Origin of the sequence: Actinoplanes teichomyceticus ATCC 31121 (genome assembly GCF_003711105.1) — a bacterium.
GTDB classification, from domain to species: domain Bacteria; phylum Actinomycetota; class Actinomycetes; order Mycobacteriales; family Micromonosporaceae; genus Actinoplanes; species Actinoplanes teichomyceticus.
The window spans coordinates 6,968,861-6,995,506 of record NZ_CP023865.1 but is presented as its reverse complement, the minus strand read 5'-3'; the positions used below and the strand labels follow the sequence as shown (position 1 = coordinate 6,995,506).

Annotated in this window: 21 protein-coding genes; 13 read left to right on the top strand and 8 right to left on the bottom strand. The window is 72.2% G+C overall.

The genetic code is table 11. From position 1 onward, the window contains the following. Nucleotides 1-127: 127 nt before the first annotated feature. On the top strand, nt 128-1,543 hold the full coding sequence (gene hflX / locus ACTEI_RS30640) for a GTPase HflX (protein ID WP_122980820.1): 1,416 nt from the start codon (nt 128-130) through the stop codon (nt 1,541-1,543). A gap of 103 nt (nt 1,544-1,646) precedes the next feature. Continuing rightward, entirely contained in the window at nt 1,647-3,614 is a 1,968-nt protein-coding gene (locus ACTEI_RS37510; protein WP_187645847.1) for an NHL repeat-containing protein, read from the top strand. Between the two features lie 619 nt (nt 3,615-4,233). Here the strand turns inward: ACTEI_RS37510 and lexA are convergent. Beyond that, nucleotides 4,234-5,028, bottom strand: coding sequence for a transcriptional repressor LexA (gene lexA / locus ACTEI_RS30630; protein WP_122980819.1), 795 nt, complete (start codon nt 5,026-5,028; stop codon nt 4,234-4,236). Between the two features lie 250 nt (nt 5,029-5,278). Between lexA and ACTEI_RS37505 the strand changes: the two genes are divergently transcribed. From ACTEI_RS37505 to ACTEI_RS30615, 4 genes are all read left to right on the top strand, one after another. Then, nucleotides 5,279-5,416 carry a hypothetical protein gene (locus ACTEI_RS37505; RefSeq protein ID WP_164466189.1) on the top strand — a complete coding sequence of 46 codons (138 nt, stop codon included), beginning with the start codon at nt 5,279-5,281 and terminating at the stop codon, nt 5,414-5,416. Nucleotides 5,417-5,757: 341 nt separating this feature from the next. Next, nucleotides 5,758-6,279, top strand: coding sequence for a transcriptional regulator NrdR (gene nrdR, locus ACTEI_RS30625; protein WP_122980818.1), 522 nt, complete (start codon nt 5,758-5,760; stop codon nt 6,277-6,279). A gap of 70 nt (nt 6,280-6,349) precedes the next feature. Next, nucleotides 6,350-9,277 carry a vitamin B12-dependent ribonucleotide reductase gene (locus tag ACTEI_RS30620; protein ID WP_122980817.1) on the top strand — a complete coding sequence of 976 codons (2,928 nt, stop codon included), beginning with the start codon at nt 6,350-6,352 and terminating at the stop codon, nt 9,275-9,277. Between the two features lie 133 nt (nt 9,278-9,410). Beyond that, on the top strand, nt 9,411-10,736 hold the full coding sequence (locus ACTEI_RS30615; RefSeq protein WP_122980816.1) for a hypothetical protein: 1,326 nt from the start codon (nt 9,411-9,413) through the stop codon (nt 10,734-10,736). A gap of 268 nt (nt 10,737-11,004) precedes the next feature. On the opposite strand, the gene ACTEI_RS30610 is transcribed toward ACTEI_RS30615, so the two are convergent. Beyond that, nucleotides 11,005-11,550, bottom strand: a complete 546-nt coding sequence (locus ACTEI_RS30610) for a hypothetical protein (protein ID WP_122980815.1) — start codon at nt 11,548-11,550, stop codon at nt 11,005-11,007. 189 nt (nt 11,551-11,739) lie between these two features. Here ACTEI_RS30610 and ACTEI_RS30605 point away from each other — a divergent pair, with 189 nt between their 5' ends. Next, entirely contained in the window at nt 11,740-12,936 is a 1,197-nt protein-coding gene (locus ACTEI_RS30605; RefSeq protein WP_122980814.1) for an MFS transporter, read from the top strand. On the opposite strand, the gene ACTEI_RS30600 is transcribed toward ACTEI_RS30605, so the two are convergent. Next, nucleotides 12,908-13,813 (bottom strand): alpha/beta fold hydrolase, encoded by a 906-nt coding sequence (locus ACTEI_RS30600; RefSeq protein ID WP_122980813.1) that lies wholly within the window; start codon nt 13,811-13,813, stop codon nt 12,908-12,910. The genes ACTEI_RS30605 and ACTEI_RS30600 overlap by 29 nt on opposite strands. Further along, entirely contained in the window at nt 13,810-14,286 is a 477-nt protein-coding gene (locus tag ACTEI_RS30595) for a hypothetical protein (protein ID WP_203723541.1), read from the bottom strand. Before ACTEI_RS30595 ends, ACTEI_RS30600 begins: the two co-directional genes overlap by 4 nt. 123 nt (nt 14,287-14,409) lie before the next feature. Between ACTEI_RS30595 and ACTEI_RS30590 the strand changes: the two genes are divergently transcribed. Then, the gene (locus ACTEI_RS30590) at nt 14,410-14,946 is read left to right on the top strand and encodes a hypothetical protein (protein ID WP_239082099.1); all 537 of its coding nucleotides are present in this window, start codon (nt 14,410-14,412) and stop codon (nt 14,944-14,946) included. A 325-nt stretch (nt 14,947-15,271) separates the two neighbouring features. Here the strand turns inward: ACTEI_RS30590 and ACTEI_RS30585 are convergent, their stop codons facing one another. Then, entirely contained in the window at nt 15,272-15,976 is a 705-nt protein-coding gene (locus ACTEI_RS30585; protein WP_122980810.1) for an iron-dependent transcriptional repressor DtxR, read from the bottom strand. A gap of 229 nt (nt 15,977-16,205) precedes the next feature. Between ACTEI_RS30585 and ACTEI_RS30580 the strand changes: the two genes are divergently transcribed. Together ACTEI_RS30580 and ACTEI_RS30575 are read left to right on the top strand one after the other, a co-directional pair. Then, entirely contained in the window at nt 16,206-17,390 is a 1,185-nt protein-coding gene (locus ACTEI_RS30580; protein WP_122980809.1) for an acetoin utilization protein AcuC, read from the top strand. 60 nt (nt 17,391-17,450) lie between these two features. After that, nucleotides 17,451-20,003: a bifunctional acetate--CoA ligase family protein/GNAT family N-acetyltransferase gene (locus ACTEI_RS30575; protein WP_122980808.1), complete on the top strand. Its 2,553-nt coding sequence runs from the start codon at nt 17,451-17,453 to the stop codon at nt 20,001-20,003. Nucleotides 20,004-20,041: 38 nt separating this feature from the next. Here the strand turns inward: ACTEI_RS30575 and sigB are convergent, their stop codons facing one another. After that, on the bottom strand, nt 20,042-21,028 hold the full coding sequence (sigB, locus tag ACTEI_RS30570; protein ID WP_122982511.1) for an RNA polymerase sigma factor SigB: 987 nt from the start codon (nt 21,026-21,028) through the stop codon (nt 20,042-20,044). Between the two features lie 246 nt (nt 21,029-21,274). Here sigB and ACTEI_RS30565 point away from each other — a divergent pair, with 246 nt between their 5' ends. After that, nucleotides 21,275-22,060: a sporulation protein gene (locus ACTEI_RS30565; protein ID WP_122980807.1), complete on the top strand. Its 786-nt coding sequence runs from the start codon at nt 21,275-21,277 to the stop codon at nt 22,058-22,060. Here ACTEI_RS30565 and dtd read toward each other — a convergent pair. Next, nucleotides 22,057-22,479: a D-aminoacyl-tRNA deacylase gene (gene dtd, locus ACTEI_RS30560; protein WP_122980806.1), complete on the bottom strand. Its 423-nt coding sequence runs from the start codon at nt 22,477-22,479 to the stop codon at nt 22,057-22,059. The genes ACTEI_RS30565 and dtd overlap by 4 nt on opposite strands. Nucleotides 22,480-22,546: 67 nt before the next feature. After that, the gene (locus ACTEI_RS30555) at nt 22,547-22,879 is read right to left on the bottom strand and encodes a hypothetical protein (protein WP_122980805.1); all 333 of its coding nucleotides are present in this window, start codon (nt 22,877-22,879) and stop codon (nt 22,547-22,549) included. Nucleotides 22,880-23,129: 250 nt separating this feature from the next. Here ACTEI_RS30555 and ACTEI_RS30550 point away from each other — a divergent pair, with 250 nt between their 5' ends. After that, a complete protein-coding gene (locus tag ACTEI_RS30550) occupies nt 23,130-25,067 on the top strand; it encodes a methyl-accepting chemotaxis protein (RefSeq protein WP_122980804.1) in 1,938 nt (645 codons plus the stop codon). Nucleotides 25,068-25,087: 20 nt separating this feature from the next. Continuing rightward, entirely contained in the window at nt 25,088-26,644 is a 1,557-nt protein-coding gene (locus ACTEI_RS30545) for a chemotaxis protein CheW (protein WP_122980803.1), read from the top strand. Nucleotides 26,645-26,646: the final 2 nt, after the last annotated feature.

Sequence of the window (26,646 nt, the reverse complement as noted above, 5' to 3'; positions counted from 1 at the left end):
TGAGCCGTCAAATTGTCGCTCGGCCGGAATGTTCGCTTGCTTTGCGGTGGTTACCCATGAGTCAGCCACGGTTATGTGGATGCGGTCGCCCGCGTGGCATGCCACGATCGGGCGGAGGAGGTCACTTTTGCGAAACACGTACCAGGCACCCGTCCTTGACGAGCCGGACCTGACCACCGGTGAGCTGGAGCTGGAGGAGCGGCACTCGCTCAGGCGGGTGGCCGGTCTCTCCACCGAGCTGACCGACATCACCGAGGTCGAGTACCGCCAGCTGCGACTGGAACGCGTCGTGCTGGTCGGTGTCTGGACCGAGGGCAGTGTCGAGGACGCGGAGAACTCGCTGACCGAGCTCGCCGCGCTCGCCGAGACCGCCGGATCCCAGGTGCTCGAGGGCCTGATCCAGCGGCGCAAGCAGCCCGACGCGGCCACCTTCATCGGCCGCGGCAAGGTCGACGAGCTGCGTGACGTGGTCGTCATGACGGGCGCCGACACGGTCATCTGCGACGGCGAGCTGTCCCCGTCGCAGCTGCGCAACCTGGAGCAGCAGACCAAGGTGAAGGTGGTCGACCGGACCGCCCTGATCCTGGACATCTTCGCCCAGCACGCGAAGAGCAAAGAGGGTAAGGCACAGGTCGAGCTGGCCCAGTTGCAGTATCTTCTGCCGCGTCTGCGCGGTTGGGGTGAGACGCTCTCCCGGCAGAGCGGTGGCTCCGGCCGGGGCGGCGGCGCCGGTGGCGGCGTGGGCCTGCGCGGTCCCGGTGAGACCAAGCTGGAGACCGACCGGCGCCGGATCAACCAGCGCATCGCACGCCTGCGGCGCGAGATCAAGGCCATGCGTACGGTCCGGGAGACCAAGCGCTCCCGCCGCCAGGCCAGCGGCACACCGGCGGTGGCGATCGCCGGGTACACCAACGCCGGCAAGTCCAGCCTGCTCAACCGGCTCACCCAGGCCGGCGTGCTGGTCGAGGACGCGCTCTTCGCCACCCTGGACCCGACCACCCGGCGCACCGCCGCGGAGGACGGCCGGGTCTACACGCTCTCCGACACCGTCGGGTTCGTCCGGCACCTGCCGCACCAGATCGTCGAGGCGTTCCGCTCGACCCTGGAGGAGGTGGCCGACGCGGACCTGGTGGTGCACGTCGTCGACGGCGCCCACCCGGACCCGGAGGGTCAGGTCAGCGCGGTGCGCGAGGTGCTCGGGGAGGTCGGCGCGGACCGGATTCCCGAGCTGCTCGTGGTCAACAAGATGGACACGGCCGACGAGGAGACCGTGCTGCGGCTCAAACGGGCCTGGCCGGATGCCGTCTTCGTGTCGGCCCGCAGCGGGTCGGGCATCGAGGAGCTGCACGCGGCCATCGCGCGGCGGCTCCCGCGGCCGGCGGTGGATCTGCGGGTCGTCCTGCCGTACGACCGGGGGGACCTGGTCGCCCGGGTGCACCGGACCGGTCAGGTGCTCCAGTCACGTCATCTGGACGAGGGCACGGAGCTGCAGGTCCGGGTCGGCGAGCAGCTCGCGGCCGACCTGGAGCCGTTCCGCTGCTGAGAGTTGCATGTGTACTGATGCGAAAACAGACACCTGGTGACCTTTGACCAGGGTTGATCCACGCGTCATACCGATGGGGGACGCCGCATGCGACACTGTGCGGATGCGGCGTCTCGTGTTCTCGATCGTGCTAGGTGTGGGCCTGGTGTCGGTCGGTGGCACCGGCGCGTTCGCCGCTGACCCGACCCCGACGGCGACGGTCAGCGCCAAGGCGACGCCTGGTGAGAAGATATGCAAGATCAAGAGCCCTCTGCTCGACGAGATCTCCGGCCTGGTGGTGACGAAGAACGGCTTCATCGTCATCAACGACAGCACGGACTCGCAGCGGAGGAAGATCTTCTTCCTCGACACCGCATGCAACCTCAAGGGCGAGGGGGTGTCCTTCGACGGCACCCCGCGCGACCCGGAGGACATGGTCGTCTCCCCCAAGGACGGCACGATCTGGATCGCCGACACCGGTGACAACGCGGTCTTCAAGAAGGAGGACCCGCGTCCCTCGGTGGCGCTGTGGAGCATGTCGGCCAGCGGCAAGAAGTCACCGGTGATCCACCGGCTGACCTACCCGGACGGCGACCAGCACGACGCCGAGGCGCTGCTGATGGGCCCGGACGGCACGCCGTACATCGTGACCAAGGAGCTGGGCACGGCGTACCTCTACAAGCCGTCCCAGCCGCTGAAGGCCAACAGCAGGTCCGGCGTCCCGCTGACCAAGGTGGGCGAGGTGTCGGTGCAGGCCACCGAGACCGAGGGCAACTCCTTCGCCCGGGTCTTCAACCGGGTGATCACCGGCGGGTCGGTCTCGCACGACGGGTCGAGGGTGGTGCTGCGCACCTACACCGACGCGCACGAGTGGGACGTCAAGAACGGCGACGTGGTCGGCGCGTTGAAGTCCAAGCCGCGCACCACCGGCCTGCCGAACGAGCCGTTCGGTGAGGCCATCTCGTACAGCGCCGACGACAAGACTTTCTACACGGTCTCCGACATGAACGGCGACCACACCACCGCGAACTGGATCCGCAAGTACGAACCGGCCACCACGGTCGCCGCGATCTCCAAGAAGCAGTCCGGCGGCACGGCCAACTCGTCGTTCCTGTCGAGCCTCACCATCGACGACATCACGTACCTGGTCGGCGGCATCGGCGCGCTCGGCCTGGTTCTGGTCGCGGCGGGTGTCTTCGGCATCGTCCGGTTCCGCAAGGCGAACCCGGCCGGGCTGGACGTCGACGACGCGCCGAGCGGCGCCATCGACAAGGCCGACCCGGAGACCGAGCTGATCGGCGTGGGGAGCAGTCCGCCGCAGCGTTCCGGCGCCGCTTACGCCGGCGGAAACGGCCCGGTGTACGGCGCCAAGTCCGGCCCGTCGTCCGGTGGCGGCGCCCCGCAGCGGCCGCCGGTGTACGGCGGCGGCCCGCAGTACGCCCGCTCCGGCGGACAGCAGCCCCCGCGTGGCCCGCAGCAGCCGCCCCACGGGGCCCAGCAGCAGCCCCCGCGCGGCCCGCAGCCGACGGCCCGGGGCCCGCAGCCCCCGCGCGGTCCGCAGCCGCCGGCTCGCGGTCCCCAGCAGCAGCCGCCCCGCGGTCCGCAGCAGCCGCCGGCCCGTGCCTCCCAGCAACAGCCACCCCGCGGTCCGCAGTCGCCCGTGCGTGGTGCGCAGCCGCCGTCGTCGGGTGGTGCGCAGTCGCCCGTGCGTGGTGCGCAGCCGCCGTCGTCGGGTGGTCCGCAGTCGCCCGCGCGTGGTCCCCAGCAGCAGCCGCCGGCTCGCAACCCGCAGCAGCGTCCACAGCAGCAGCCGCTCCGGGGCGCCCAGTCGCAACCTCCGCGAGGCGCCCAGCAGCACCCGCGTGGCCCGCAGGGTCCGCGCGCCGCGCAGCCGCCGGCTCGCGGCCCCCAGCCGCAGCCCGGCCGGGCCGGCGCGGCCGGTGGTGGCGGCGTCTACGGCGGCCAGAAGGGCGGCGGGAGCCACCCGCGTCCGCCGCAGGGTGGTGGCGGCCAGCCGCCGCGCAAGCCCGGTGTGTACGGCGGCGGCCGCCCGACGCAGGGCCGCGACGACGCCGGGCCCGAGCACCGCTGAGTCGACCGACAGGGCCGGCATCCCGCATCGCGGGGTGCCGGCCCTGTCGCGTCGCGCACACCTGTCAGCGCCGAGCCGGCTCACCCCTCGGCCGGCGTCGAGGGTGCTCGACCACGCCGCAGAGCCACCGCGACCGCCAGCTGGGGGCTGGTGGTGGGGTGCTTTTTGCGTGCCGGATAGCTGCCGTGAGGGCCGGCTGGTGTGGTGCGGGTGCTCTTGCGTACCGGGGTGGCCACCGTCAGTGCTGGCTGGGGCTGTCCGGTTGGTGTTGAGGGTGGTCATGGACGCTGGGTGGCCACTTCAAGAACCAGCTGGGGCTGGTGGGCTGGTGCTCATGGCGGTTGGGCGCGCCGGCTGACGACGCCGAGAGCCAGCTGCGGCTGCCTGGCTGGTGGTGAGGGCGGTTCAACCGGGCGAGGTGACCAGCACCGCCGGGAGTGACCAGCACCCCCGGGAGTGGCCGGCGGCGCCGGGAGTGGCCGGCGGCGCCATCGGTTCGGGGCTCGGGCCGGCGGCCGCCGCCCGCGGGCGCGTTGCGGCCCGGGGCGGCGGCCCCGTCGCGGACCCCCGCGGGCGGGGCGCACCGGCTCGGCGGGCGGTCCGGGGCGTACCGGGAAGGTCAGACCCGGCGGAGAACCGCGACCACCCGCCCCATGATCGTGGCGTCGTCGCCGGGGATCGGGTCGAAGGCCGGGTTCGCCGGCATCAGCCAGACGTGGCCGTCGCGCTGGCGGTAGCTCTTGACCGTGGCCTCGCCGTCGATCATCGCGGCGACGATGTCGCCGGCCTCGGCGGTGGGCTGCTGGCGGACGACGACCCAGTCGCCGTTGCAGATCGCCGCGTCGATCATCGAGTCGCCCTTGACCTCGAGCATGAAGACCTCGCCCTCGCCGACCAGCTCGCGCGGCAGCGGGAAGAAGTCCTCGACCGCCTGCTCGGCGAGGATCGGGCCGCCGGCGGCGATCCGGCCGACCAGCGGGACGTAGGCCGGCTGCGGGCGGGCGGCCCGCAACGCGTCGTCGTCGCCGAGCTCACCGGGGGAGCGGACGTCCACGGCGCGTGGCCGGTTCGGGTCGCGCCGCAGGTAGCCCTTGGTCTCCAGGGCCTTCAACTGGTAAGCCACGCTGGACGGCGACACCAGGCCGACGGCCTCGCCGATCTCGCGGACGCTGGGCGGGTAGCCGTACTTCTCGCCCCACTCGCGGATGAACTCGAGGATCCGCCGCTGGCGGACGGTCAGGTCGCGGGCGACCGGCTCGGTCAGGTGGCCGACCGGCGTCACCGACCGCAGCTGCGGGGCGTCGGCGGAGCGGGCCCGGCTCGGCGTGCGGCGCCGCATGGCGGTCGCGGCGCTGCCGGTCTCAGGCTTCCCGGTCGGTTGCTGCTCTCGGCTCGTGCGGTCGTCGGTCGACACGTCCGCCCTCCCTGTCGGCCAGTGCCTGTCGGCACGTGGTGCGTCGCGGAGCCGGACGGTGCCGTGGGGATGGCGTTTGTCCGGCTGACCCCTCTTGACAGCAAACCGTAATGGGCGGGTGCGACATATTCAAACATCTGTACGACGTTCTCTCGGCGTGTCGTTCGGCGGAACTGGATTTTCGTACTGCCGTTCTGATAGACCGTCGTACGGGCGTTCTATCGAACGGGTGTCCGAAAGGGGATCAGTCATGGTGACCGGTGGCGCGCGACACGCCGAACCGTCCCTGCGGCTGACCCGGCGTGGCCGGGTGGTGCTGCTCAGCCTCTTCTTCGTCATGGCCCTGCTGGCGAGTGTCGTCTTGTTCACCACCGCCTCGCAGGCCTGACGCGTCGTGCCCGGCTGGGCGCCGGGCGGCGTCCCTGTCCGGTTCACGCGCCCGCCGCGGTCCGGTTCCCCGACGCGCCCGGTGATCAGGCGTTCACCCCTGGTGGTGAGGTGCAAAATACGGCGCGTCGGCACGTCACTGAACTTGCGTCGGCGTCCGCTCCGGCATAGCGTCTCCCCCAACATCTAGTGGTTACAGAGATGTCAGCCATCCACAGGTTGGGTTTTCTCTCCCCGGTTTTCCACAGGTTCGTTCACAGCCGCGCCGATGCTCAGCATGGGTGAGGCTGTGTTTCGGCGTGTCTGGAAGTCGCCGGGCGGGGGCTGAAGGGGGAGATCGCGGTGCGCTGCCCGTACTGCCGGCACGCGGATTCGCGCGTCGTCGACTCGCGCGAGGCCGACGACGGTCAGCTGATCCGTCGGCGCCGCTCGTGCCCGGAGTGCGGCAAACGCTTCACCACGGTCGAGGAGGCGGTGCTCGCGGTGGTCAAGCGCAGCGGCGTGACCGAGCCCTTCAGCCGGACGAAGATCATGAGTGGGGTACGGAAGGCCTGTCAGGGCCGCCCCGTCGACGAGGACTCCATCGCTCTGCTCGCGCAGCGCGTCGAGGAGACCGTCCGGGCGCGAGGCGCTGCGGAGATCCCGAGCCACGAGGTCGGCCTGGCGATTCTCACGCCGTTGCGTGAACTCGACCAGGTCGCCTATCTGCGGTTCGCCAGCGTCTACAAGTCCTTCGACTCGCTGGACGAGTTCGAGAAGGAGATCGCCGCGCTTCGCGAGGCGCCACCCGTCCGGGAAGCCGGGACGCGACACACCGTCGCGCCGCGGTCCGGTCCGGGCCGCGCACCCAAGATCAACGGCTGAGAACCCGGCCACACTGCACCACCACAGAGCTACACCTGTCAGCAGTACCTACGAGGGGGAGCACATCCATATGGCCGGAGACGGCATCACTGCAGGTCGCCAGCGCAGCCGGGCGAATGGCGGCAACGGCGCGGCGGCCGGGGGGCTGCGTGTGGAGCGGGTGTGGACGACGGCAGGCGTCCACCCGTACGACGAGGTGGAGTGGGAGCGCCGCGACGTCGTCATGACCAACTGGCGGGACGGCTCGATCAACTTCGAGCAGCGCGGCGTGGAGTACCCGTCGTTCTGGAGCGTCAACGCCGCGAACATCGTGACGACCAAGTACTTCCGTGGCGCGGTGGGCACGCCCGAGCGGGAGTGGTCGCTGAAGCAGCTGATCGACCGCGTGGTCCAGACCTACCGCAAGGCCGGTGAGGAGTACGGCTACTTCGCCACCCCGGCCGACGCCGAGGTCTTCGACCACGAGCTGACGTGGATGCTGCTGCACCAGGTGTTCAGCTTCAACTCGCCGGTCTGGTTCAACGTCGGCACCAAGTCGCCGCAGCAGGTCAGCGCGTGCTTCATCCTCTCCGTCGACGACTCGATGGACTCCATCCTCGACTGGTACAAGGAAGAGGGTCTGATCTTCAAGGGCGGCTCCGGCTCGGGTGTCAACCTGTCCCGGATCCGCTCGTCCAAGGAGCTGCTGTCCTCCGGGGGCACCGCGAGCGGCCCGGTCAGCTTCATGCGCGGCGCGGACGCCAGCGCCGGCACCATCAAGTCCGGTGGCGCCACCCGGCGTGCCGCGAAGATGGTCATCCTCGACGTGGACCACCCCGACATCGAGGAGTTCGTGCAGACCAAGGCGCGCGAGGAGGACAAGATCCGCGCGCTGCGGGACGCCGGCTTCGACATGGACCTGGGCGGCGCCGACATCGTCAGCGTGCAGTACCAGAACGCCAACAACTCGGTGCGGGTCAGCGACGAGTTCATGCGGGCCTACGAGCAGGGCGCCGAGTTCGGCCTCCGCGGCCGGCTCAACGGCGAGGTCATCGAGACCATCGACGCCCGCAAGCTGTTCCGCGACATCGCCCAGGCCGCGTGGGAGTGCGCCGACCCGGGTCTGCAGTACGACGACACCATCAACGACTGGCACACCAACCCCGAGACCGGCCGGATCACCGCGTCCAACCCGTGCTCGGAGTACATGTCGCTGGACGACTCGTCGTGCAACCTGGCGTCGCTGAACCTGATGAAGTTCCTCCGGGCCGACGGTGGCTTCGAGGTGGAGAAGTTCGTCAGGAGCGTCGAGTTCGTCATCACCGCGATGGACATCTCGATCTGCTTCGCGGACTTCCCGACCGAGAAGATCGGGGTCACCACCCGGGCGTACCGCCAGCTCGGCATCGGCTACGCGAACCTGGGCGCGCTGCTGATGGCGTCCGGCCTGCCGTACGACTCCGAGGGCGGCCGGAGCGTCGCCGCGGCGATCACCTCGCTGATGACCGGTACGGCGTACCGCCGCTCGGCCGAGCTGGCCGGCATCGTCGGCGCGTACGAGGGCTACGCCCGCAACGCCGAGGCGCACCAGCGCGTCATGCGCAAGCACGCCGCCGCCAACGACGAGATCCGCCCGCAGGGCCCGGTCGCCACCGAGATCGTCCGCGAGGCCACCAAGCAGTGGCAGTCCGGCAACAAGATCGGTGCGAAGAACGGCTGGCGCAACGCCCAGGCGTCGGTGCTCGCCCCGACCGGCACCATCGGCCTGATGATGGACTGCGACACCACCGGCATCGAGCCGGACCTGGCGCTGGTCAAGTTCAAGAAGCTGGTCGGCGGCGGCTCGATGCAGATCGTCAACCAGACCGTGCCGCGCGCGCTGCGCAGCCTCGGGTACCCCGAGGAGCAGGTCGAGGCGATCGTCGAGCACATCTCCGAGCACGGCAACGTGGTGGACGCGCCCGGCCTCAAGCCGGAGCACTACGCGGTCTTCGACTGCGCCATGGGTGAGCGGTCGATCGCCCCGATCGGTCACGTCCGGATGATGGCCGCGGTGCAGCCGTTCATCTCCGGCGCCATCTCCAAGACGGTCAACATGCCGGAGACGGCGACCGTCGAGGAGATCGAGGAGATTCACTACCAGGGCTGGAAGCTGGGCCTCAAGGCGCTCGCGATCTACCGGGACAACTGCAAGGTGGGCCAGCCGCTGTCGGCCGCCAAGAAGAAGTCCGAGCCGGCCGGGACCGAGGCTGCCGACAAGGCCGTCGCCGAGGTCGAGAAGGTCGTCGAGAAGGTCATCGAGTACCGCCCGATCCGCAAGCGGCTGCCGAAGAAGCGCCCGTCCGAGACGGTGTCCTTCTCGGTCGGTGGCGCCAAGGGCTACCTCACCGCTTCGTCCTACCCGGACGACGGCCTGGGTGAGGTCTTCCTGAAGATGTCGAAGCAGGGCTCCACCCTGGCCGGCGTCATGGACGCGTTCTCGGTCGCGATCTCGATCGGCCTGCAGTACGGCGTTCCGCTGGAGACGTACGTCAGCAAGTTCACCAACATGCGCTTCGAGCCGGCCGGGATGACCGACGACCCGGACGTGCGCATGGCATCGTCGGTGATGGACTACATCTTCCGGCGTCTGGCGCTCGACTTCCTGCCCTACGAGACCCGCTCCGAGCTGGGCATCTTCACCGCGAAGGAGCGGACCGCGCAGGCGCAGGCCGAGGCGGCCGCCGAGGCCGCCGGGGTGGACCTGGCGGGCATGGCCGCCTCCGCACCGGTCGCCACCCCGGCGGGTTCGTCCACCGTCACGGTCGCCGAGGCGAAGGCGTCGGCGGGTGGCTCGGCCCCGGCGGCGGCCGAGGAGAAGGCGGCGCCGGCCACCGCGGGCTCCTCGACCGAGCTGCTGGAGCTGGTCACCGGGCACGCCGCGGACGCGCCGCTCTGCTTCACCTGTGGCACCAAGATGCGCCGCGCGGGCAGCTGCTACGTCTGCGAGGGTTGCGGCTCCACCTCGGGCTGCAGCTGACCGGCCGTCTCCGCCGGGTCCCCTCCGGGGGACTGAGCCGAGACGACCAGCGCGGCTCGGCGAGCGGGTTCTGACACCACCGGGGTCCCCCCGGAGCGATCTGCTCCGGGGGGACACGTGCCAGGAGGAACTCATGTCGTTCCAGGACGTGGAGCCGGATCCGGAGGCCGGACCGGACGCGTCGGTCGACCCGGGCGTACCGCCTGAGCCGGGGTACGCCGACCACTTCACCGGCGACGCGGTCGCCGAGGCGGCTGAGCCGGCCGGGGCCGCGGCACGCCGGGTCGCACCGAGCCCGGGCGAGATCCGTGCCGCCGCCGGCCGGGTGCGCGATGCCGAGCGTGCCATCGGCTCCGTGCTGCGCGGCTACGACTTCGGCGCCGGCGCCCGGATGCGCCTGATCCAGGAGGTCTCGCGGTCAGCCATCGGCCTGAACCGGCTGTCGGCAAGCCTGCCGAACCTGGTGAGGCCCCCGGTGCTGGATGTGCGCACGACGGCCCTGGCTACTCTCGCCGGCGGCGCCACGCATCCCGTCCTGGCCGACGTGATGCGGCTCGACCGGATGATCCGGGACATCAGCCGGGCCGCGATGCCGAACGCCGCGTCGCTGGCGGTCGACCAGTTCAAGCTCTTTGATCGGATCACCCCGGCGGCGTCGCACCGGTCGCAGCTGTCGGCGACCGCCGGACTGGCCCGCGCCGTCTTCCCCGGCACCGGCGTGGAGACGTGGCGGGTGTCGCTGCTCACCCGGTCGAACGTGGCCCGCCTGGCCGACGTGCGGCTGCCCGGCGTCCCGCCCGCGTTGCTCGGCGTCCTCGCCGCGCGCACCGACGTGGCCGCCGGCCTGGCCGAGAGGCTGGCGGTCAGCATCCCGGGCGCAGCCGTGGACCGGGCCACCGCGCGGACCGCGCGGGCGTGGCAGCGCTACACCGCGCTGAAGCCGACGGCTCATCGCCTGCGGATGTCGGCCGCCGCGGGCAGCGTCGTCGGCGGCATCATCGGCGGCGACCTGCTGCTGGCCACCGAGGACGGTGATGCCGAGGAACTCGCCGGCGACATCGGCGCACAGGTCGTCGAGCCGTGGCACGCCGGCACGGTCGCCGCCCGGACGGAGCTGCACGCGGCCTTGCGAGCCATCGATCCCAGCATCGCCGACTTCCTGATCGGCGCTTGGGAGGACGTCGAGCGCAAGGGCGCGGCTGCGGCCTCGAAGATCGCGCACTGTGTCGTCGAGGCCGTCGATCACACGCTGCGCGCCCTCGCCGCACCCGACGCTGCCGCCGCGTGGCTGCGCCGGGACGGCCGCTCACCGGCCAAGACCGACTTCGATGGCGGGAAGCCCACCCGGCGGGGCCGGATCGCCTACGCGCTCCGCGACCGGCCCGGCGACCGCCTCCTGGTGCAGAACCAGGAGGCCGCCCTGGCCGGCCTCGTCGCCCAGTTGCAGACGCGGGCGTAGGGCATCAAGCACGCTCCGGGCGCGGCCACCGTCACGTACGCCCAGACGCTGCTGGTGACCGCTGAGGGCCTGCTGATGCAACTCGTCCTGCCGTAGCGGGCGGTACCCGGCGCCCGTATCGGTGTCCGGGATCGAGCGATCGGGTGACAACCGGCGCGCGTGCCTCCTGTGGTGGCCTCGCTTCCGGCCGGTTCGCCGCGGGCGGTGCGCTGCTGCGTACCGCCCGCCCGGGTCTTCGCCGTCGTGGGCGTGGCGGGCCCGTGGCGGCTCAGCGTTTGGTGGGGTTCTCACGTAGCCAGACGCCGAACTCGACCGCGGTGCGGACCCCTTCGAGGACCGCCGTGTAGATGTCGAAGCCGCTCACCTCGTCCGGGTACTCCGGACGCTGGTGCCAGATGTTCTTGATCGCCAGGATCGCCTGGCGCTCCTCATCGGTGAGGCGGCCGGCCAGCTCACGGTGCCATTCGCTGACGTTCGCGTGGTCGTCGTGCAACCAGATGGACAGGTCGATCCGCCACTCGCCGACGGTCAGCGTGACCCGGAACCGTTCATCGCGCTTCTCACCGGTGGGGGAGCGGTCGCCGCGCTCGTCGGCGTAGGAGAAACCGGTCAGGCCCGGTATGTCGACCGCCTTGCCGAGCAGCGCCAGGACGTCGGCCGGGGCGAAGCCGGGGCCGCCGAGCAGCATCACGTCGAGGTCGCGCCAGACCATCAGCCCGGACACGTAGCTGCCGGTCGGGGTGAGCGGTCCGAGCGGCTCCAGCAGCGCGAGCACGGATCGTGCCTCCGCCTGCAGTTCCTCGGGCCGGCCCATGTCGCCCTCCTTCCGTATCCATCGACGCGCTCGGCGCAGCCGGCGCGTTCGTGTCGCCAATGCCCATTGTGGGATGTGCCCGGAACGCCCCCGCTGCCGGGCCTGCGCCCACCATGATCACCCGTCCGGCCGTCCGGCCCGCGGAGAAAGCCCGGTCACGATTGTTGCTTTAACGTGTAAGTTGACGTCGTGACCAGCCTCGACCTCCAGCCCGCCCGGGTCAGCTCCGCGAAAACCGCCCTCGGCATCACGTTCGCCATGAACGGGCTCGCCATCGCCGGCTGGTTGGCCCGGGCCCCGGCGATCCGCGCCGCGCTGGAGCTCTCCACCGCCGGATTCGGCCTGCTGCTGCTCTGCATGACCGCCACCTCGGTCGCATCCATCCCGCTGGCCGGCCCGCTGGTGCAGCGCATCGGTCCGGCCCGCTCGGTGCTGTCCGGCGGCGTGGCGATGGCCGCCGGGCTGGCCCTGCTGGCCACCGGCACGCTGGCCGGGTCGGTCGGGGTGGCCGGGTTCGGCCTGCTCTTCTGCGGTTTCGGCACCAGCACCTGGGACATCGCGATGAACGTCGAGGCGGCCGACGTCGAACGCCGGCTGGGGCGGACGGTCATGCCGCGCTTCCACGCCGGCTTCAGCCTGGGCACGGTGGGCGGCGCCGGGCTGGGCGCGCTCACCGCGGCGATCGGCGTGCCGGTCGGGGCACAGCTCTACCTCACCGCCGCGGCCATCGTCGCGGTCCAGGTCGCGGTGGTCCGCCGCTTCCTGCCGCACGTCGAGCCGGAGCCCGGCGCACGGCCGGCGCTCACCGCCGGGCAGGCCTGGCGCGAGCCGCGGACCGTCCTGATCGGCCTGATCCTGCTGGGTTTCGGGTTCACCGAGGGCACCGCCAACGACTGGCTGGCGATCAGCCTGGTCGACGGCTACCACGCCGGCGAGGCGGTGGGCGCGATCGGGTTCGGCGTCTTCGTCAGCGCGATGACCCTCGGCCGGATGTACGGCGGAGCGGCCACCGACCGCTGGGGCCGGGTCCGCGTGCTGCGGCTGACCGCGTGCTGCGCCGTGGCCGGGCTGCTGCTCGTCGTCTTCGCCGGCTCGGTTCCGTTCGCGCTGGCCGGAACGCTGCTCTGGGGGGTCGGCGCCTCGCTCGGCTTCCCGATCGGGATGAGCGCCGCCGCCGACGACCCGGTCCGGGCCGCCATGCGGGTCTCGGTCGCCGGCTCGATCGGCTACGGCGCCTTCCTGGCCGGGCCGCCGCTGATCGGGTTCCTCGCCGAGCACGTCGGCGTCCGGAACGGGCTGCTGTGCGTCTTCGGCGCGCTGGCCGTCGGCCTGGCCGCCGCCCATGCCGCCGAGCCGCTCAGCGGTGCTCGTCCAGGAAGCCGGTGATCAGCGAGGCCAGTACCGCCGGCTGCTCGATCACCATGGCGTGCGAGGCGTCGGCGAGCTGCAGATAGCGCAGGTTCGGCGCCGCCTGGGCCTGGGCGAGCAGGAACCGGCGGTGCGCGGCGTACAGATCGGCGAACGGCTCCTGCTCGGGCAGGTCCCGGGTGGCCAGCACGAGCAGCTCGGGGCAGGTGGTCGCGGCGTAGACCGGGGCCAGGTCGAGCTCGTTCATCAGGGCGCGTACCGCGGTCGTGGTCTCGAAGCTGGGGCGCAACGTGGTCCGGCCGTCCTTGCCGTGCACCATGTTGCGCCGGAAGCCCTCGATCCACACCTTCTCGTTGGCGCCCATGTCGCGTGCGGCCATCTGCTGCCGCTCGACCAGGTCGGCGAGCTCGGCCGCCTCCACCGTCTGGCCGGCCGCGGCCTGCATCATGTCGAAGGCCCCGGTCAGCCGCTCCAGCTCGGCCTCGGCCTTCTCCCGGTCCAGTCCGGGCAGCTGCTCCGGACGGGTGGGCGGCGGGTTGCCGTCCAGGCTGACCACGCCGGGCGACTCCGGGTGCCGCTCGCCCCAGAGCGCGGCCAGCATCCCGCCCAGCGAGTGCCCGACCACCGCCGGCCGCGTGAGCTCCAGCTGCACGCAGACCGCGGCCAGGTCGCCCAGCGCGGCGTCCCAGCTCCACGGGCCGTCCGCGGAACGGCCGTGCCCGCGCAGATCGAGGGTGACCACCCGGTGGTGCGGCCGCAACGCGCGGGCCAGCGTGGTCATCTGTGCGAGGTTGCCGCCCGCGCCGTGCAGGAGCAGCAGCGGCGGGGCGTCGCCGCCGAAGTCCCGGACCGCGATCTGCACGTTCCCCGCGTCGACAAGACTGTCGTGGATCATTGGTTCTCCTCGTCCTGACCTGATTCCGTCTCCAGCAACCGCTGCTGGACCGCGCTGACCGGCACGCCGCCGTCCGGATGCCGGGGCAGCCGGCCCCGGCGGATCAGGTCGTGCACGCCCTGCCGGGTGATGCCGAGCATGGCGCCGGCGGTCGCGTAGGACACCGACTGGGCGAACGGGTGCCCGATCCGGCGGACCACCGCCTGCCCCAGCGGCGTCCGCCACCACTCGACCGGCGGCGCGAACGCGTGCGCGTCGGTGTGCAGCGTGGCGATCAGCCGGGCGATGGTGTGCACCGCCTCCGGCCGGGAGCCGTGCACGATGACGGTCGCCCAGTCCAGGGCGCGCCGGTGCAGCCGCTCACGCACCTGTCCGACGCCGGCGTCCCCGTCGAGCAGGATCTCCAGCGGATCGATCAGGCGGGTCTCCAGCAGCCGGATGATCTGCTCGGCGAGCGCGTCCGACTTCGTCACCCACCGTATCCTTCCGCTACTTGACAGATGGTGTCAAGCGGATGCCACTTCCGCTCCCGGCCGGGCGGGCAATAGGGTGTGCCCCGAGCCGGGGAGGGGTCACTAGTGCGTACGGTTTCCGCCGTGCTTGGCGTCGTCGCCTTGCTTGCCGTGTCGGGCTGCACCGGGAGGCCGCAGCGCGCCCCCGCCGCGCTGCCGCCGGTCACCGTCGCCGAGGTGCCGGCCGCCTCCGCCGGTGGCGCCTGCATCCTGTGGGACTGGGCGTTCATCGAGGAGAAGATCGGCGTCCGGTTCTCGATCGCGGCCGCCGACCAGGTCGAGGACACCTCCACCTGCGTGGTCCAGACGGTGGACGGCCCCTGGCCGGACCTGTCGATCTCCGTGGTGGAGCAGACCAAGGCGGACGCCAAGATCTTCCTGGCCGACCGGATGCCGAAGAAGGCGGTGAAGGTCAAAGGGCTGGGCAAGGCCGGCTACCGGCTGAACACGGCGGCGAGCGGCGGGCACGGCCCGTCCGTGGAGATCGGCTGGCTGAGCGAGGCGGAGCAGCTGCAGACGCTGAAGTTCACCTTCGCCGAGGGCGCCAGCGCCGCGGCCGTCACCGGAATGAACGCCCGGCTGCTGGATCTGGCCAAGGCGATGGACACGACCGACGGCTGACCCGGGGCCGCACCGGCAGCTGCTCCCGGGGCCGCACCGGCGGCCATCCGAGGGCCGCACCGACGGCCATCCGAGGGCCGCACCGACGGCCGATCCCAGGGCCGCACCGGCGGCCATTCGAGGGCCGCACCGGCGGCCGATCCCAGGGCCGCACCGGCGGCCATCCGAGGGCCGCACCGGCGGCCGATCCCAGGGCGCCGCGCCGGCGGCCGGGACAGCGGGCGCCGGGCAGCACGGCGGACGCGCCGCCCCCGCAGCGGTCGCCGGCCCCGGGGCCCGCGACCCCTCCGGGGCCCGGGACCCGCGAAACCCGGGAGACGCTGGCTCAGTGAGCTGCGACGAACACCCGCGAGGCGACCTCGCGCGGCAGCCGGATCTTGTCACCCGACTTGTCGATGGTGACGCCGTCCCGTTCCTGCGCGACCGTCACGATCGTGCCCGGATCGATGCCCGCGGCGTGCAGCTGCCGCAGCACGTCGGAGTTCGTCTGGACGCTCTCGCAGATCCGGGACACCACGACGCTGCCGGTCAGGCCGGGGAACGCCAGGTTGCGCTCACCGTGCGCGGGCAGGTCGGTGGCGTCGTCCTCGGGGAGCCCGAGCTGCTCCAGGCCGGGGATCGGATTTCCGTACGGCGAGCGGGTCGGCTTGTTCAGCAGCTCGTAGACCCGGCGCTCGACCGAGTCGCTCATCACGTGTTCCCACCGGCACGCCTCCTCGTGGGCTTCCTCCCACGGCATGCCGATCACGTTGACCAGGAGCAGTTCGGCGAGTCGGTGCTTGCGCATGACCGAGATGGCGGTGTTGCGCCCCTGCTCGGTCAGCACCAGGTGGCGGTCTCCCTCGACGGTGAGCAGACCGTCCCGCTCCATGCGGGCGACCGTCTGGCTGACCGTGGGACCGCTCTGGTGCAGACGCTCGGCGATCCGGGCGCGCAGTGGAGGAACGCCCTCCTCCTCGAGCTCGAGAATGGTCCGCAGATACATCTCGGTGGTGTCGACGAGGTCGTGCTTGTGTATCGACGCCTTCATGCTCCGACCTCCCAGCGGCTACGGCGAACGTCCAGCCTACTTCTGGTATCGACAAGGTCGTTCACGATGCGGTCCTCCTAGCAGCGATGTTACCGCGTTGCGAAGGGTGGCCATCCGCCGCGAACAAGTGCCAGGAGACCCTACCGGAGACACGACCGCGACGTTCCCGCCACCGGCCGCACGGACGAGGGAAACCCTCGGCGGGGCTCCGGCGTGGGAGCATGTCCGCATGGCGGACGACACGACGGCGGTGGTCTGGGACTCGGCGCTGCTCGACTACGACATGGGCGATCACCCGCTCAACCCGGTGCGCGTCGAGCTGACCATGGCGCTCGCCGGCGAGCTGGGCGTCCTGCAGCGTCCCGGTGTGCACTTGATCACGCCGCGGCCGGCCACCGAGGACGAGCTGACCCGGGTGCACCGGGCGGACTACCTGGACGCGGTACGCCAGGCCCCGATCGACCCGTTCTTCATGGGCTGGGGGCTGAACACCCCGGACAACCCGGTCTTCGACGGCATGCACGAGTCGTCGGCGCGGATCTGCGGCGCCAGCATCGCGGCCGCCGACGCGGTCTGGCACGGCGCCGCCCGCCGCGCGGTCAACGTGGCCGGTGGGCTGCATCACGCGATGCCCGCGCGGGCGTCCGGTTTCTGTGTCTACAACGATCCCGCGGTGGCCATCGCCTGGCTGCTCGACCACGGTGCGCAGCGGGTGGCCTACGTGGACGTCGACGTGCATCACGGCGACGGGGTGCAGGCGATCTTCTACGACGACCCGCGGGTGCTGACGGTCAGCCTGCACGAGACGCCGCTGGCACTGTTCCCGGGCACCGGCTTCTGCGACGAGACCGGCGGCCGGGGCGCCGAGGGCAGCGCGGTGAACGTGCCGTTGCCGCCGGGCACCGGGGACGCCGGCTGGCTGCGGGCCTTCCACGCGATCGTGCCGTCGGTGGTCCGGGCGTTCGCCCCGGAGATCATCGTCAGCCAGTGCGGCGCCGACGCGCACCGGCTGGATCCGCTGGCCGACCTGCGGCTGTCGGTGGACGGCCAGCGGGCGGCGTACGTCGCGATGCGCGCGCTGGCCGACGAGCTCTGCGACGGCCGCTGGGTGGCCCTGGGTGGCGGCGGGTACGCCCTGGTCGAGGTGGTGCCCCGGGCCTGGACGCACCTGCTGGCGGTGGCCAGCGGGGCGCCCCTGGACCCGGGACTGCCCATCCCGCCGGGCTGGCGCGCGCTGGCCGCCGAGCGCCGCCCCGGCGCGGTCGTGCCGGAGACGATGACCGACGGCGTTCAGCCGCCGGTGCAGCCGTGGTCGCCGGGCACCGAGAACGATCCGGTGGACCGCGCCATCCTGGCCGCCCGGCTCGCGGTCTTCCCGCTGCACGGCCTCGACCCGCACGACCCCCGCGACTGAGCAACGCCCCGCGGCGGGCGGACACCCCGGAGACCTCCGCGAGGCAAGGAAGGCGGCGAAGTGGAGCGCAGCGCAGACGTCCTGCTGGCCGACGGCAGTGCCGTGCACCTGCGACAGATCCGTCCCGAGGACGCTCCGGCCATCGTGGAGTTCCACTCCCGGATGAGCGACCGTACCCGCTACCTGCGGTACTTCTCGCCCTACCCGCGCATCCCGGAACGCGACCTGCAGCGGTTCGTCAACGTCGACCACCGCGACCGGGAGGCGTTCGTCACGGTCACCGCGGACGGCCGGATCACCTCGGTCGGCCGGTACGAACGCCTCGGCCAGGACTCCCCGGAGGCGGAGGTCGCCTTCGTGGTGGAGGACGCCCAGCAGGGTCGCGGGATCGGCTCGGTGCTGCTGGAGCACCTGGCCGACGCGGCGCGCGAGCACGGCATCACCCGGTTCGTCGCCGAGGTGCTCCCGGAGAACGGCGGTATGCTGCGTGTCTTCGGCGACTCCGGCTACCAGGTGCAGCGCCGGTACGCCGACGGCGTGGTGCACCTGAGCTTCCCGATCGCGCCCACCGAGAAGTCGCGCGAGGTGCAGGAGTCGCGCGAGCACCTGACCGAGTCGCGGTCGATCGCCCGGCTGATCGCCCCGCGCGGCATCGCCATCTACGGCGCCAGCGCCAGCGGGCACGGGATCGGCGCGGCGATCCTGGGCAACATGCGCGACGGCGGCTACACCGGCGCGATCGTGCCGGTGCATCCCTCGGCGGAGCGGGTGGCCGGGCTCACGGCGTACCGGAGAGCGGCGGATGCCGGGGTCCCGATCGACCTGGCCGTGATCACGGTCCCGGCCGAGCGGGTGCCGGAGGCCCTGGCCGACGCGGCGGCCGCGGGCGCCGGCGGCGTGGTGATCGGCTCGGCGGGTTTCGCCGAGTCCGGCCCGGAGGGCGCGGCCCGGCAGCGGAGCCTGATCGAGACCGCGCACGCCGCCGGGATGCGGGTGATCGGCCCGAGCAGCTTCGGGATCGCCAACACCGATCCGGCGATCCGGTTGAACGCCACCATGGCGCCGCGGCTGCCGGCCGCCGGGCGGGTCGGCTTCTTCGCGCAGAGCGGCGCCCTCGGGGTGGCGCTGCTGGCCGAGGCGGACCGGCGCGGCCTGGGGCTGTCGAGCTTCGTCTCGGCCGGCAACCGGGCCGACGTCTCCGGCAACGACCTGCTGCAGTACTGGCGTGACGATCCGGGCACCGACGTGGTGCTGCTCTATCTGGAGACGTTCGGCAATCCGCGCAAGTTCGCCCGGCTGGCGCGCCGGATGAGCCGGGTCAAACCGGTGGTCGCGGTGGCCTCGGCGACCCGCCCGCCCGGGCTGGCGGGGGACATGCCCGGTCCGGACGCGCACGCGGTGACCGCGCTGTTCGCCCGTTCCGGGGTGATCCGGGTGGACACCGTGCAGGAGCTCTTCGACGTCGGGATGCTGCTCGCGCACCAGCCGCTGCCGGCCGGCCGGCGGGTCGCCGTGGTCGGCAACTCGTCCGCGCTGGCGGCGCTGGCCGAGGTGGCGTGCCGGGCGGCCGGCCTGGTGGTGGCCGAGGGCTACCCGTACGACCTGAGCCCGCTGGCGACCGCGCACGAGCTGGCCGACGCGCTCGCCGAGGCGGCGGTCGACGACCGGGTGGACGCCCTGGTGGTGGTCTTCGCGCCGGCCGTGCCCGGTCAGCAGCTCTCCGAGGAGGACGCGGACTTCGCGGTGGCGCTGGCGAGTGTGGCGCTGGCCGGCGAGAAGCCCACCGTGGCGACGACGGTCTTCGGCCCGGCGCCGCCGGGTGTGCCGGTGTACCCGTCGGTGGAGGAGGCGGTGCGGGCGCTGGCCCGGGTGGTGAACTACGCGGAGTGGCTGCGCCGCCCGCCGGGCGTCCTGCCGGCGCTGCCCGGGGTGGACCCGGCCGCCGCGGAGAGCGCCACGAACGCGACGGACCTGCTGGCCGCGTACGGGATCCCGGTGGTTCCCTCGACGCTCGTCCGCTGCGCGGACGAGGCGGTCGCCGCGGCGGCCGAGCTGGGCTATCCGGTCGCGCTCAAGGCGGCCGGCGGTGGGTTGCGGCACCGGATCGACCTCGGCGCGGTGCGGCTGGCCCTGGCCGACGAGGACGACGTACGCGCCGCCTACCGCGACCTGGCCACCACCTTCGGCCCGGAGGTGCTGGTGCAGACCATGGTCGCGCCCGGGGTGGCGTGCGTGATCGAGGTGGTCGAGGACCCGGCGTTCGGCCCGGTGGTCGGGTTCGGCCTGGGCGGGGTGGCCAGCGAGCTGCTCGGCGACCTGGCGTGGCGGGCCGCGCCGCTGACCGACCGGGCCGCCGAGGCTCTGGTCGACGAGCCGCGGGCGGCCCCGCTGCTGCACGGGTACCGCGGGTCGACGCCGGTGGACCGGACCGCGCTGATCGATCTGCTGCTGCGGGTGGGCCGGCTCGCCGACGATCAGCCGCGGGTGCGGTCGCTGCTGCTCAACCCGGTGCTGACCCGGCCGGACGGCTTCTCGGTGCTGCACGCGGCGGTCGAGTTCGGCGACCCGAGGGTCCGCCCGGACACCGGCGCCCGACGTCTGCGCAGCGCATAGCGCGGGGCCCCGGCGAACCGCCGGGGCCCCGGACCCGCTCAGACCGCGTACGCCTCCAGGCGGGAGGCCCGCTCCGGGTCGCGCAGCTTCAGCATCGTCACCTTCTCGATCTGGCGGATCCGCTCACGGCTGAGACCGAACTCCCGGCCCACCTCGTCGAGGGTGCGCTGACGGCCGTCGTCCAGGCCGAAGCGCAGGCGGATCACCGCGGACTCCCGCTCGGTCAGGGTGGCCAGCACGATCTCCACCTCGTTGCGCAGCTCGCCCTGGGCCACGCCCTCACCGGGCTGGTTCGGGTCGACCGCGGCGACGAAGTCCCCGAGGGCGCTCTCGCCGTCCTCGCCGACCGCCTGGTCCAGGCTGACCGGCTCCCGGTCGTAGGAGATCAGCTCGATCACCTGGAACTCCGGCACGCTCATCGCGGTGGCGATCTCGGTGATGCTCGGCTCCCGGCCGAGTTGGGCGGCCAGGTCGCGGCGGGCCCGGACCATCCGGTTGACCTGCTCGACCATGTGCACCGGGATGCGGATGGTGCGGGCCTGGTCGGCCATGGCGCGGGTGATCGCCTGGCGGATCCACCAGGTGGCGTACGTGGAGAACTTGTAGCCCTTGGTGTAGTCGAACTTCTCGACCGCGCGGATCAGGCCGAGGTTGCCCTCCTGGATCAGGTCGAGGAAGGCCATGCCGCGACCGGTGTACCGCTTGGCGATGCTGACCACCAGCCGCAGGTTCGCCTCGAGCAGGTGGTTCTTCGCGGCCCGGCCCTCGGCGACGATGATCCGCAGCAGCGGAGCCAGGTCGGCGCCGGCGGACGGCAGCTTCTCCTCGGCGTAGAGGCCGGCCTCGATCCGCTTGGAGAGGGTGACCTCCTCGACGGCGGTGAGCAGGCGGGTGCGGCCGATGCCGTTGAGGTACGCCCGGACGAGGTCGGCGGAGACGCCCCGCTCGTCGGTCGCGTCGAGGTCGGCCAGCGGCTCGGCGTCGCCGGTCGTCAGGTCGGCCTCCGGCTCGACAGTGCCGGCCATGATGTCCTCAACCATCGCCTTCGTCTCCAGGACCACTTGAGTCCCCTCCCCGCTCTCGTGCCTGCCAGCCACATCCGTGCCGGTGCCGAGAAGCTTCGTCGCATCCGCGTTAAGCGGAGGTGAGGCCAGCGTCCAGGTGGCATGAATCAGGGAGAACCCTGAGCCCGGCAAGCCGACAAGCTCGGGTGAAAGGGACGCTTCGCGGTTGTCGCTCCGGGATAATGTGCTGGCCGAGGAGGGATCATCGTGGTCTTCAAGCGCATGTTGCAGGCGCTCGGCGTGGGCGGCCCGTCCGTCGACACCGTGCTGACGAACCCGAACTGCCGTCCCGGCGGCTCGCTGGAGGGTCGGGTGCACATTCTCGGTGGCGACCACCCGGTCGACGTCGAGTATGTCGCGATCGGCCTGATGACCCGGGTCGAGGTGGAGAGCGGCGACAACGAGTACCAGACCGATCAGGAGTTCCACCGGCAGCGGCTGACCGGTTCGTTCCGGCTGGAGCAGGGCGCCCGGCACGAGGTGCCGTTCCGCTTCGAGGTGCCCTGGCAGACGCCGATCACCGAGGTGTACGGCCAGCACCTGCACGGCATGACGATGGGCCTGGCCACCGAACTGGAGGTGGCCCGCGCGGTGGACAAGTCCGATCTGGACGCGGTGCAGGTGCACCCGCTGCCGGCGCAGGAGCGCATCCTGGAGGCGCTGCTGCGGCTCGGGTTCCGCTTCCACAGGGCGGATGTGGAGCGCGGCCGGGTCTACGGCGTCGAGCAGGAGCTGCCGTTCTACCAGGAGATCGAGTTCTACCCGCCGGCGCAGTACGCGAGCGGCATCAACCAGCTGGAGCTGACCTTCCTGCCCACGCCGCGCAAGCTGCAGGTGGTGCTGGAGCCGGACAAGCGCGGCGGCCTGTTCACCGAGGGTCACGACGCGTTCGGCAGCTTCGACGTCGACTACGCCACCGTGGACCAGGTGGACTGGACCGCTCAACTGGACAGCTGGCTGCGCCAGTCGGCCCGCCGCCGGGGCCTGTTCTAGAGCTCCAGCAGGATCGTGCGGGGTCCCACGTTCACGCTCTCCACCAGCATGTGTGCCCGGAAACGCCCGGTCTGCACGGTCGCTCCCCGGGCGCGCAGCGCTTCCACGTACGCGGTGACCAGCGGTTCGGCCAGCTCGGCGGGGGCGGCCGCGCTCCAGGTCGGGCGGCGCCCCTTGCGGGCGTCGCCGTACAGCGTGAACTGGCTGACCACCAGCAGCGGCGCGGTGACGTCCGACGCTGACCGGTCGGCATCGAGGATGCGCAGCTCGTAGGTCTTGCGGGCGAGCTCGGCCGCCTTCGCCGGGGTGTCGTCGTGGGTGACCCCGACCAGCACCAGCAGGCCGTCGGTGATCTCGCCGACGACCGTGTCGTCGACCGTGACACTCGCCCGGCTGACCGTCTGTACCAGCGCCCGCATGCCGCTCCCGCCCGTCCCGGCCGCCGCGCGGTTCGCGGCGGCCCGGGTCCGGACGGTATCGGACGGATCAGCCGGCGCTGTCGCTGGTGTACTGGTCGGCCGGGGTGTGCAGGGCCCCGGTGGTGGCGTCGCCGGTGGTGGTGTTGGCCACGCCGGGGCCGGTCCGCGGCCGGTCCGGGAAACTGGCCGGCCCGGCGGTCCCGCCGGTCGTCGTCATCACGCCCCCGGTGGCCGGCCCGCCGTTGCGCAGTTCCTCCGGGTCGGTGCCGGCGGCGATCGTGCTGGACAGCCCGGGGTCCTCCGCGGAGCCCCGGTCCGCCCGGTACGAATTCGGCTCGCGCACCGCGTCGGCCGCGTAGTCGGTACCGACGATCTCGTCCTCGACGGGTGATTCGCTCATCGTGCACCTCCGGTGTCTCGCCTCGTCCCGGAGTGCCCACCCGCGCGCCCGGCAAACCCGCACCCGGCTGCATTGAAGTAGGCCAATAGATGCTCGTAGCTGTTCCCGTGAGTGCCACGATTTTCCTGGCCGGAGACGGTGTCGAGCCCGGCGACCACGGTGCGGCGCACGTCCCGGGGAGATCGAGGCGAGCACGGCTCCGGGACCCTGCGCCGCGCCGGATCGACCGGACTCAGACGGGAGACCACCCATGCCCCTCACCAGCACCGCCAGCGGACGTTCCCCCGAAATCGGACGGACCGCCCGGCCGGGGGCCGCGGCGCCGGCCCGGACCGCCCGGGCAGCGGACGGCGACGCCACCCGGCGACAGGCCCGGTCGGTCGCCAAGCAGCAGCAGGCGGCCGAGCGGATCGCCACGGCCACCGCGCAGATCTCCGCGCAGAACGCGGAGGCCGCCGAGGCGTCGCGCCAGCTCACCGAGTCGATGCAGCAGATCGCCGCGGGCGCTGAGGAGGCCTCCGGCGCCACCCAGCAGAGCCTGGCCGCGGTGAACCAGATCGAGGAGCAGGTCGGCCGCCAGGAGGCCACCACCCGTCAGGTCGCCGACCTCAGCCAGGTGCTGCAGACCCTGCTCAACGAGACCCGGACCGGGATCGTCGGGCTGCTGACCAACGTCGAGAGCGCGTCCGCCCGGCAGACCAACTCGGTCGCGACGATCACCGAGCTGGAGAAGCAGGCCGACGAGATCGGCGAGATCGTCAAGACCGTGGCGCACATCGCCGACCAGACGAACCTGCTGGCGCTGAACGCCGCGATCGAGGCGGCGCGGGCCCGCCAGCACGGCAAGGGCTTCGCCGTGGTGGCCGACGAGGTCCGTACCCTGGCCGAGACCAGCGAGCGCAGCGCCAGGCAGATCCGGGATCTGATCGACGAGGTGCGCAACTCGGTGACCGACATCGCGGCGGCCGTGCAGACCTCCGCGGAGACCGCCCGGGGCGAGGCCGACAAGGGCAAGGCGATCACCACGCAGCTGGAGACCATCCGGGCCGACATGGGCTCGATCATGGCCGGCGCGATGGAGATGGCCGGCGCGGCGGAACAGGCCAGACGCTCCGCCGGCAGCGCCCGGCAGCGGTCCGAGGAGATCGCCGCGGCGGCCGAGCAGCAGTCCGCGGCGTGCGAGCAGTCGCTGCAGACGGTCAGCCAGCAGTCGCAGGCGCTGCGCCAGAGCGAGCAGGCCGCCGAGGCGCTGGCCGAGGTGGCCGAGACGCTGCGCAGCAGCACCGACATCGCCAAGAGCGCGGAGGACGTGGCGTCGGCGGCGGAGCAGCTGTCCGCGGCGGTCGAGGAGATCAACCGGGCGGCCGGCCAGATCAACGTGGCGATCAACGAGATCAACAGTGGGGCGCGGACGGCGGCCGAGAAGGGCGAGCAGACCGCCGAGGCGGTGACCGCGATCGAGAGGGGCGCGCAGCTGTCCGCGGAGCGGGGCACCACCGCGGTGGAGCGCTCCGACGCGATCCTGGAGCTCCTGGCGACCAACAAGGACGCGGTGAACTCGATGATCGAGGCCATCGGCCGGGCCGCCCGGGAGGGCATCGAGAACGTCCGCAGGGTCACCGAGCTGGAGCAGATCTCCCGGCGGATCGACAAGATCGTCGACGCCATCGCCAACGTCTCGATCCAGACCAACATGCTCGCCGTGAACGGCTCGGTGGAGTCGGCGCGCGCCGGCGAGTTCGGCAAGGGGTTCGCGGTCGTCTCCACCGACATCCGCAATCTGGCCCGCGACTCGGCCGACAACGCCGACCGGATCAAGGACCTGGTCAAGGCGGTGCAGGACCGGGTCGTCGAGGTGCGCGGCGCGCTGGAGGAGACCAGCCGGCTCTCGCTGGCCGAGGTGGAGGCGGCCAAGTCCACCACCGCCCGGCTGGACGAGATCGAACGCGACATGCAGCAGGTGCGCAGCGGCAACGTGGAGGTCCGGGAGGGCGCCGACTCGATCGCCAAGGTGCTGGGCGAGGTCAAGACCGGTCTGGGGCAGATCGCCTCGTCCGCGAACCAGGCCGAGCAACTGGCCGGGCAGGCCGCCACCGCCGCGCGTGAGCAGGCCCAGGGAGCCGAGGAACTGGCCGCCGCGGTCGAGGAGATCGCCGCGCTGGCCGACGAGCTGCAGAACGCGGCCTAGCCGGCGGGAGGCACCAGCTGATGAGCGCCGGCATCGACGACGTCGCGGAGCTCGACGAGGACACCGCGGACTACGTCACCTTCGACATGGCGGGGGAGCGGTACGCCTTCCCGATGCGCCGGGTCCAGGAGATCATCCGGATGCCGGCGGTGGTGAAGGTTCCGCTCGGGCCACCGTCCCTGGAAGGGCTCGCCAACCTGCGCGGCCGGGTGCTGCCCGTGGTCAGTCTGCGGCTGTGCTGCTCGATGGCGCCGGCGGCGCACGACGAGACCACCCGGGTGATCGTGGTGGACGGCGGGGTGCCGCTCGGCTTCGTGGTGGACCGGGTGGCCAGCGTGATCAGCATCGATCCGCAGGCGGTCGAGCCGGCCGAGGCGGTGCAGTCGACCCTCCGTTCCGACGTGCTGGTCGGGGTGATCAAGTCGGACGGCGGGGAGATGACCACGGTGCTCGACGTGGACCGGCTGATCGGCAGCCAGTTCGCCCGGCTGGCCGAGAAGCGGGGCGCCGGCGGGCGCGAGGTGACCGCCCGCACGGCCGGCGCCGCCGAGCCGGAGGGCGAGCTCGACGACACCCTGGAGCTGGTCAGCTTCGCGGTCGAGGGCCAGGAGTACGCCCTGCCGATCGACCAGGTGCAGGAGATCGTGCAGGCCCCGGAGTCGGTCAGCCACGTGCCGAACGCGGGCAGCCGGGTGCTCGGCGTGATCGACCTGCGCGGCCGGCTGCTGCCGGTGGTCAGCATGCGGCAGGTCTTCGGACTGCCGGTGACCCCGTTGCAGCCGCAGAACCGGATCGTCGTGGTGTCGCTGGCCGGCGGCGTGGTGGGGGTGGTGATGGACACCGTGCGTGAGGTGCTGCGGGTGCCGCACCATCTGGTCGCCCCGCTGCCCGCGGTGGTGGCCGGGGCGGGCCGGGTGACCGAGGTGGAGTCGGTGTGCCGGCTGGAGGACGGCAGGCGGCTGGTCTCGGTGCTCAGCGTGAACCGGATGTTCGACTCACCCGAGGTGCGCGACGAGCTCGCCGGATACCGGGAGGACGACCAGGAGATGAGCACGCAGCCGATCCAGGTGGCCGACGACGGGCGCGGCGACGAGGAGCTGTTCGTGGTGTTCCGGCTGGACGACGAGGAGTACGCGGTCGACGTCGACGCGGTGCAGGAGATCATCCGGGTGCCGGAGGCGCTGATCCGGGTGCCCAAGTCGCTGGAGTTCGTGGAGGGTCTGGTCAACCTGCGCGGCAGCGTGCTGCCGGTGGTCGACCTGCGGACCCGGCTGGGGCTGGGGCGCACCGAGCGCGACGAGCGGCAGCGGATCGTGGTGCTGATCATCGGCGGCGCCCGGACCGGGTTCATCGTCGACTCGGTCGCCGAGGTCGCCCGGGTCGGCCGCAACGTGCTGGAACCGGCCCCGGAGCTGTCCGCCGAGCAGGCCCGGGTGATCTCCCGGGTGGCGAACCTGCCCGAGCAGCAGCGGATGCTCCTGCTCGTCCAGGTCGATCAGTTGCTCGCGGCCGAGCAGGCCGCGATGGCGGCCGAGGTCTGCGAGGCGGTCGGCGACGAAGCGCTCGCCGGGGTCTGACG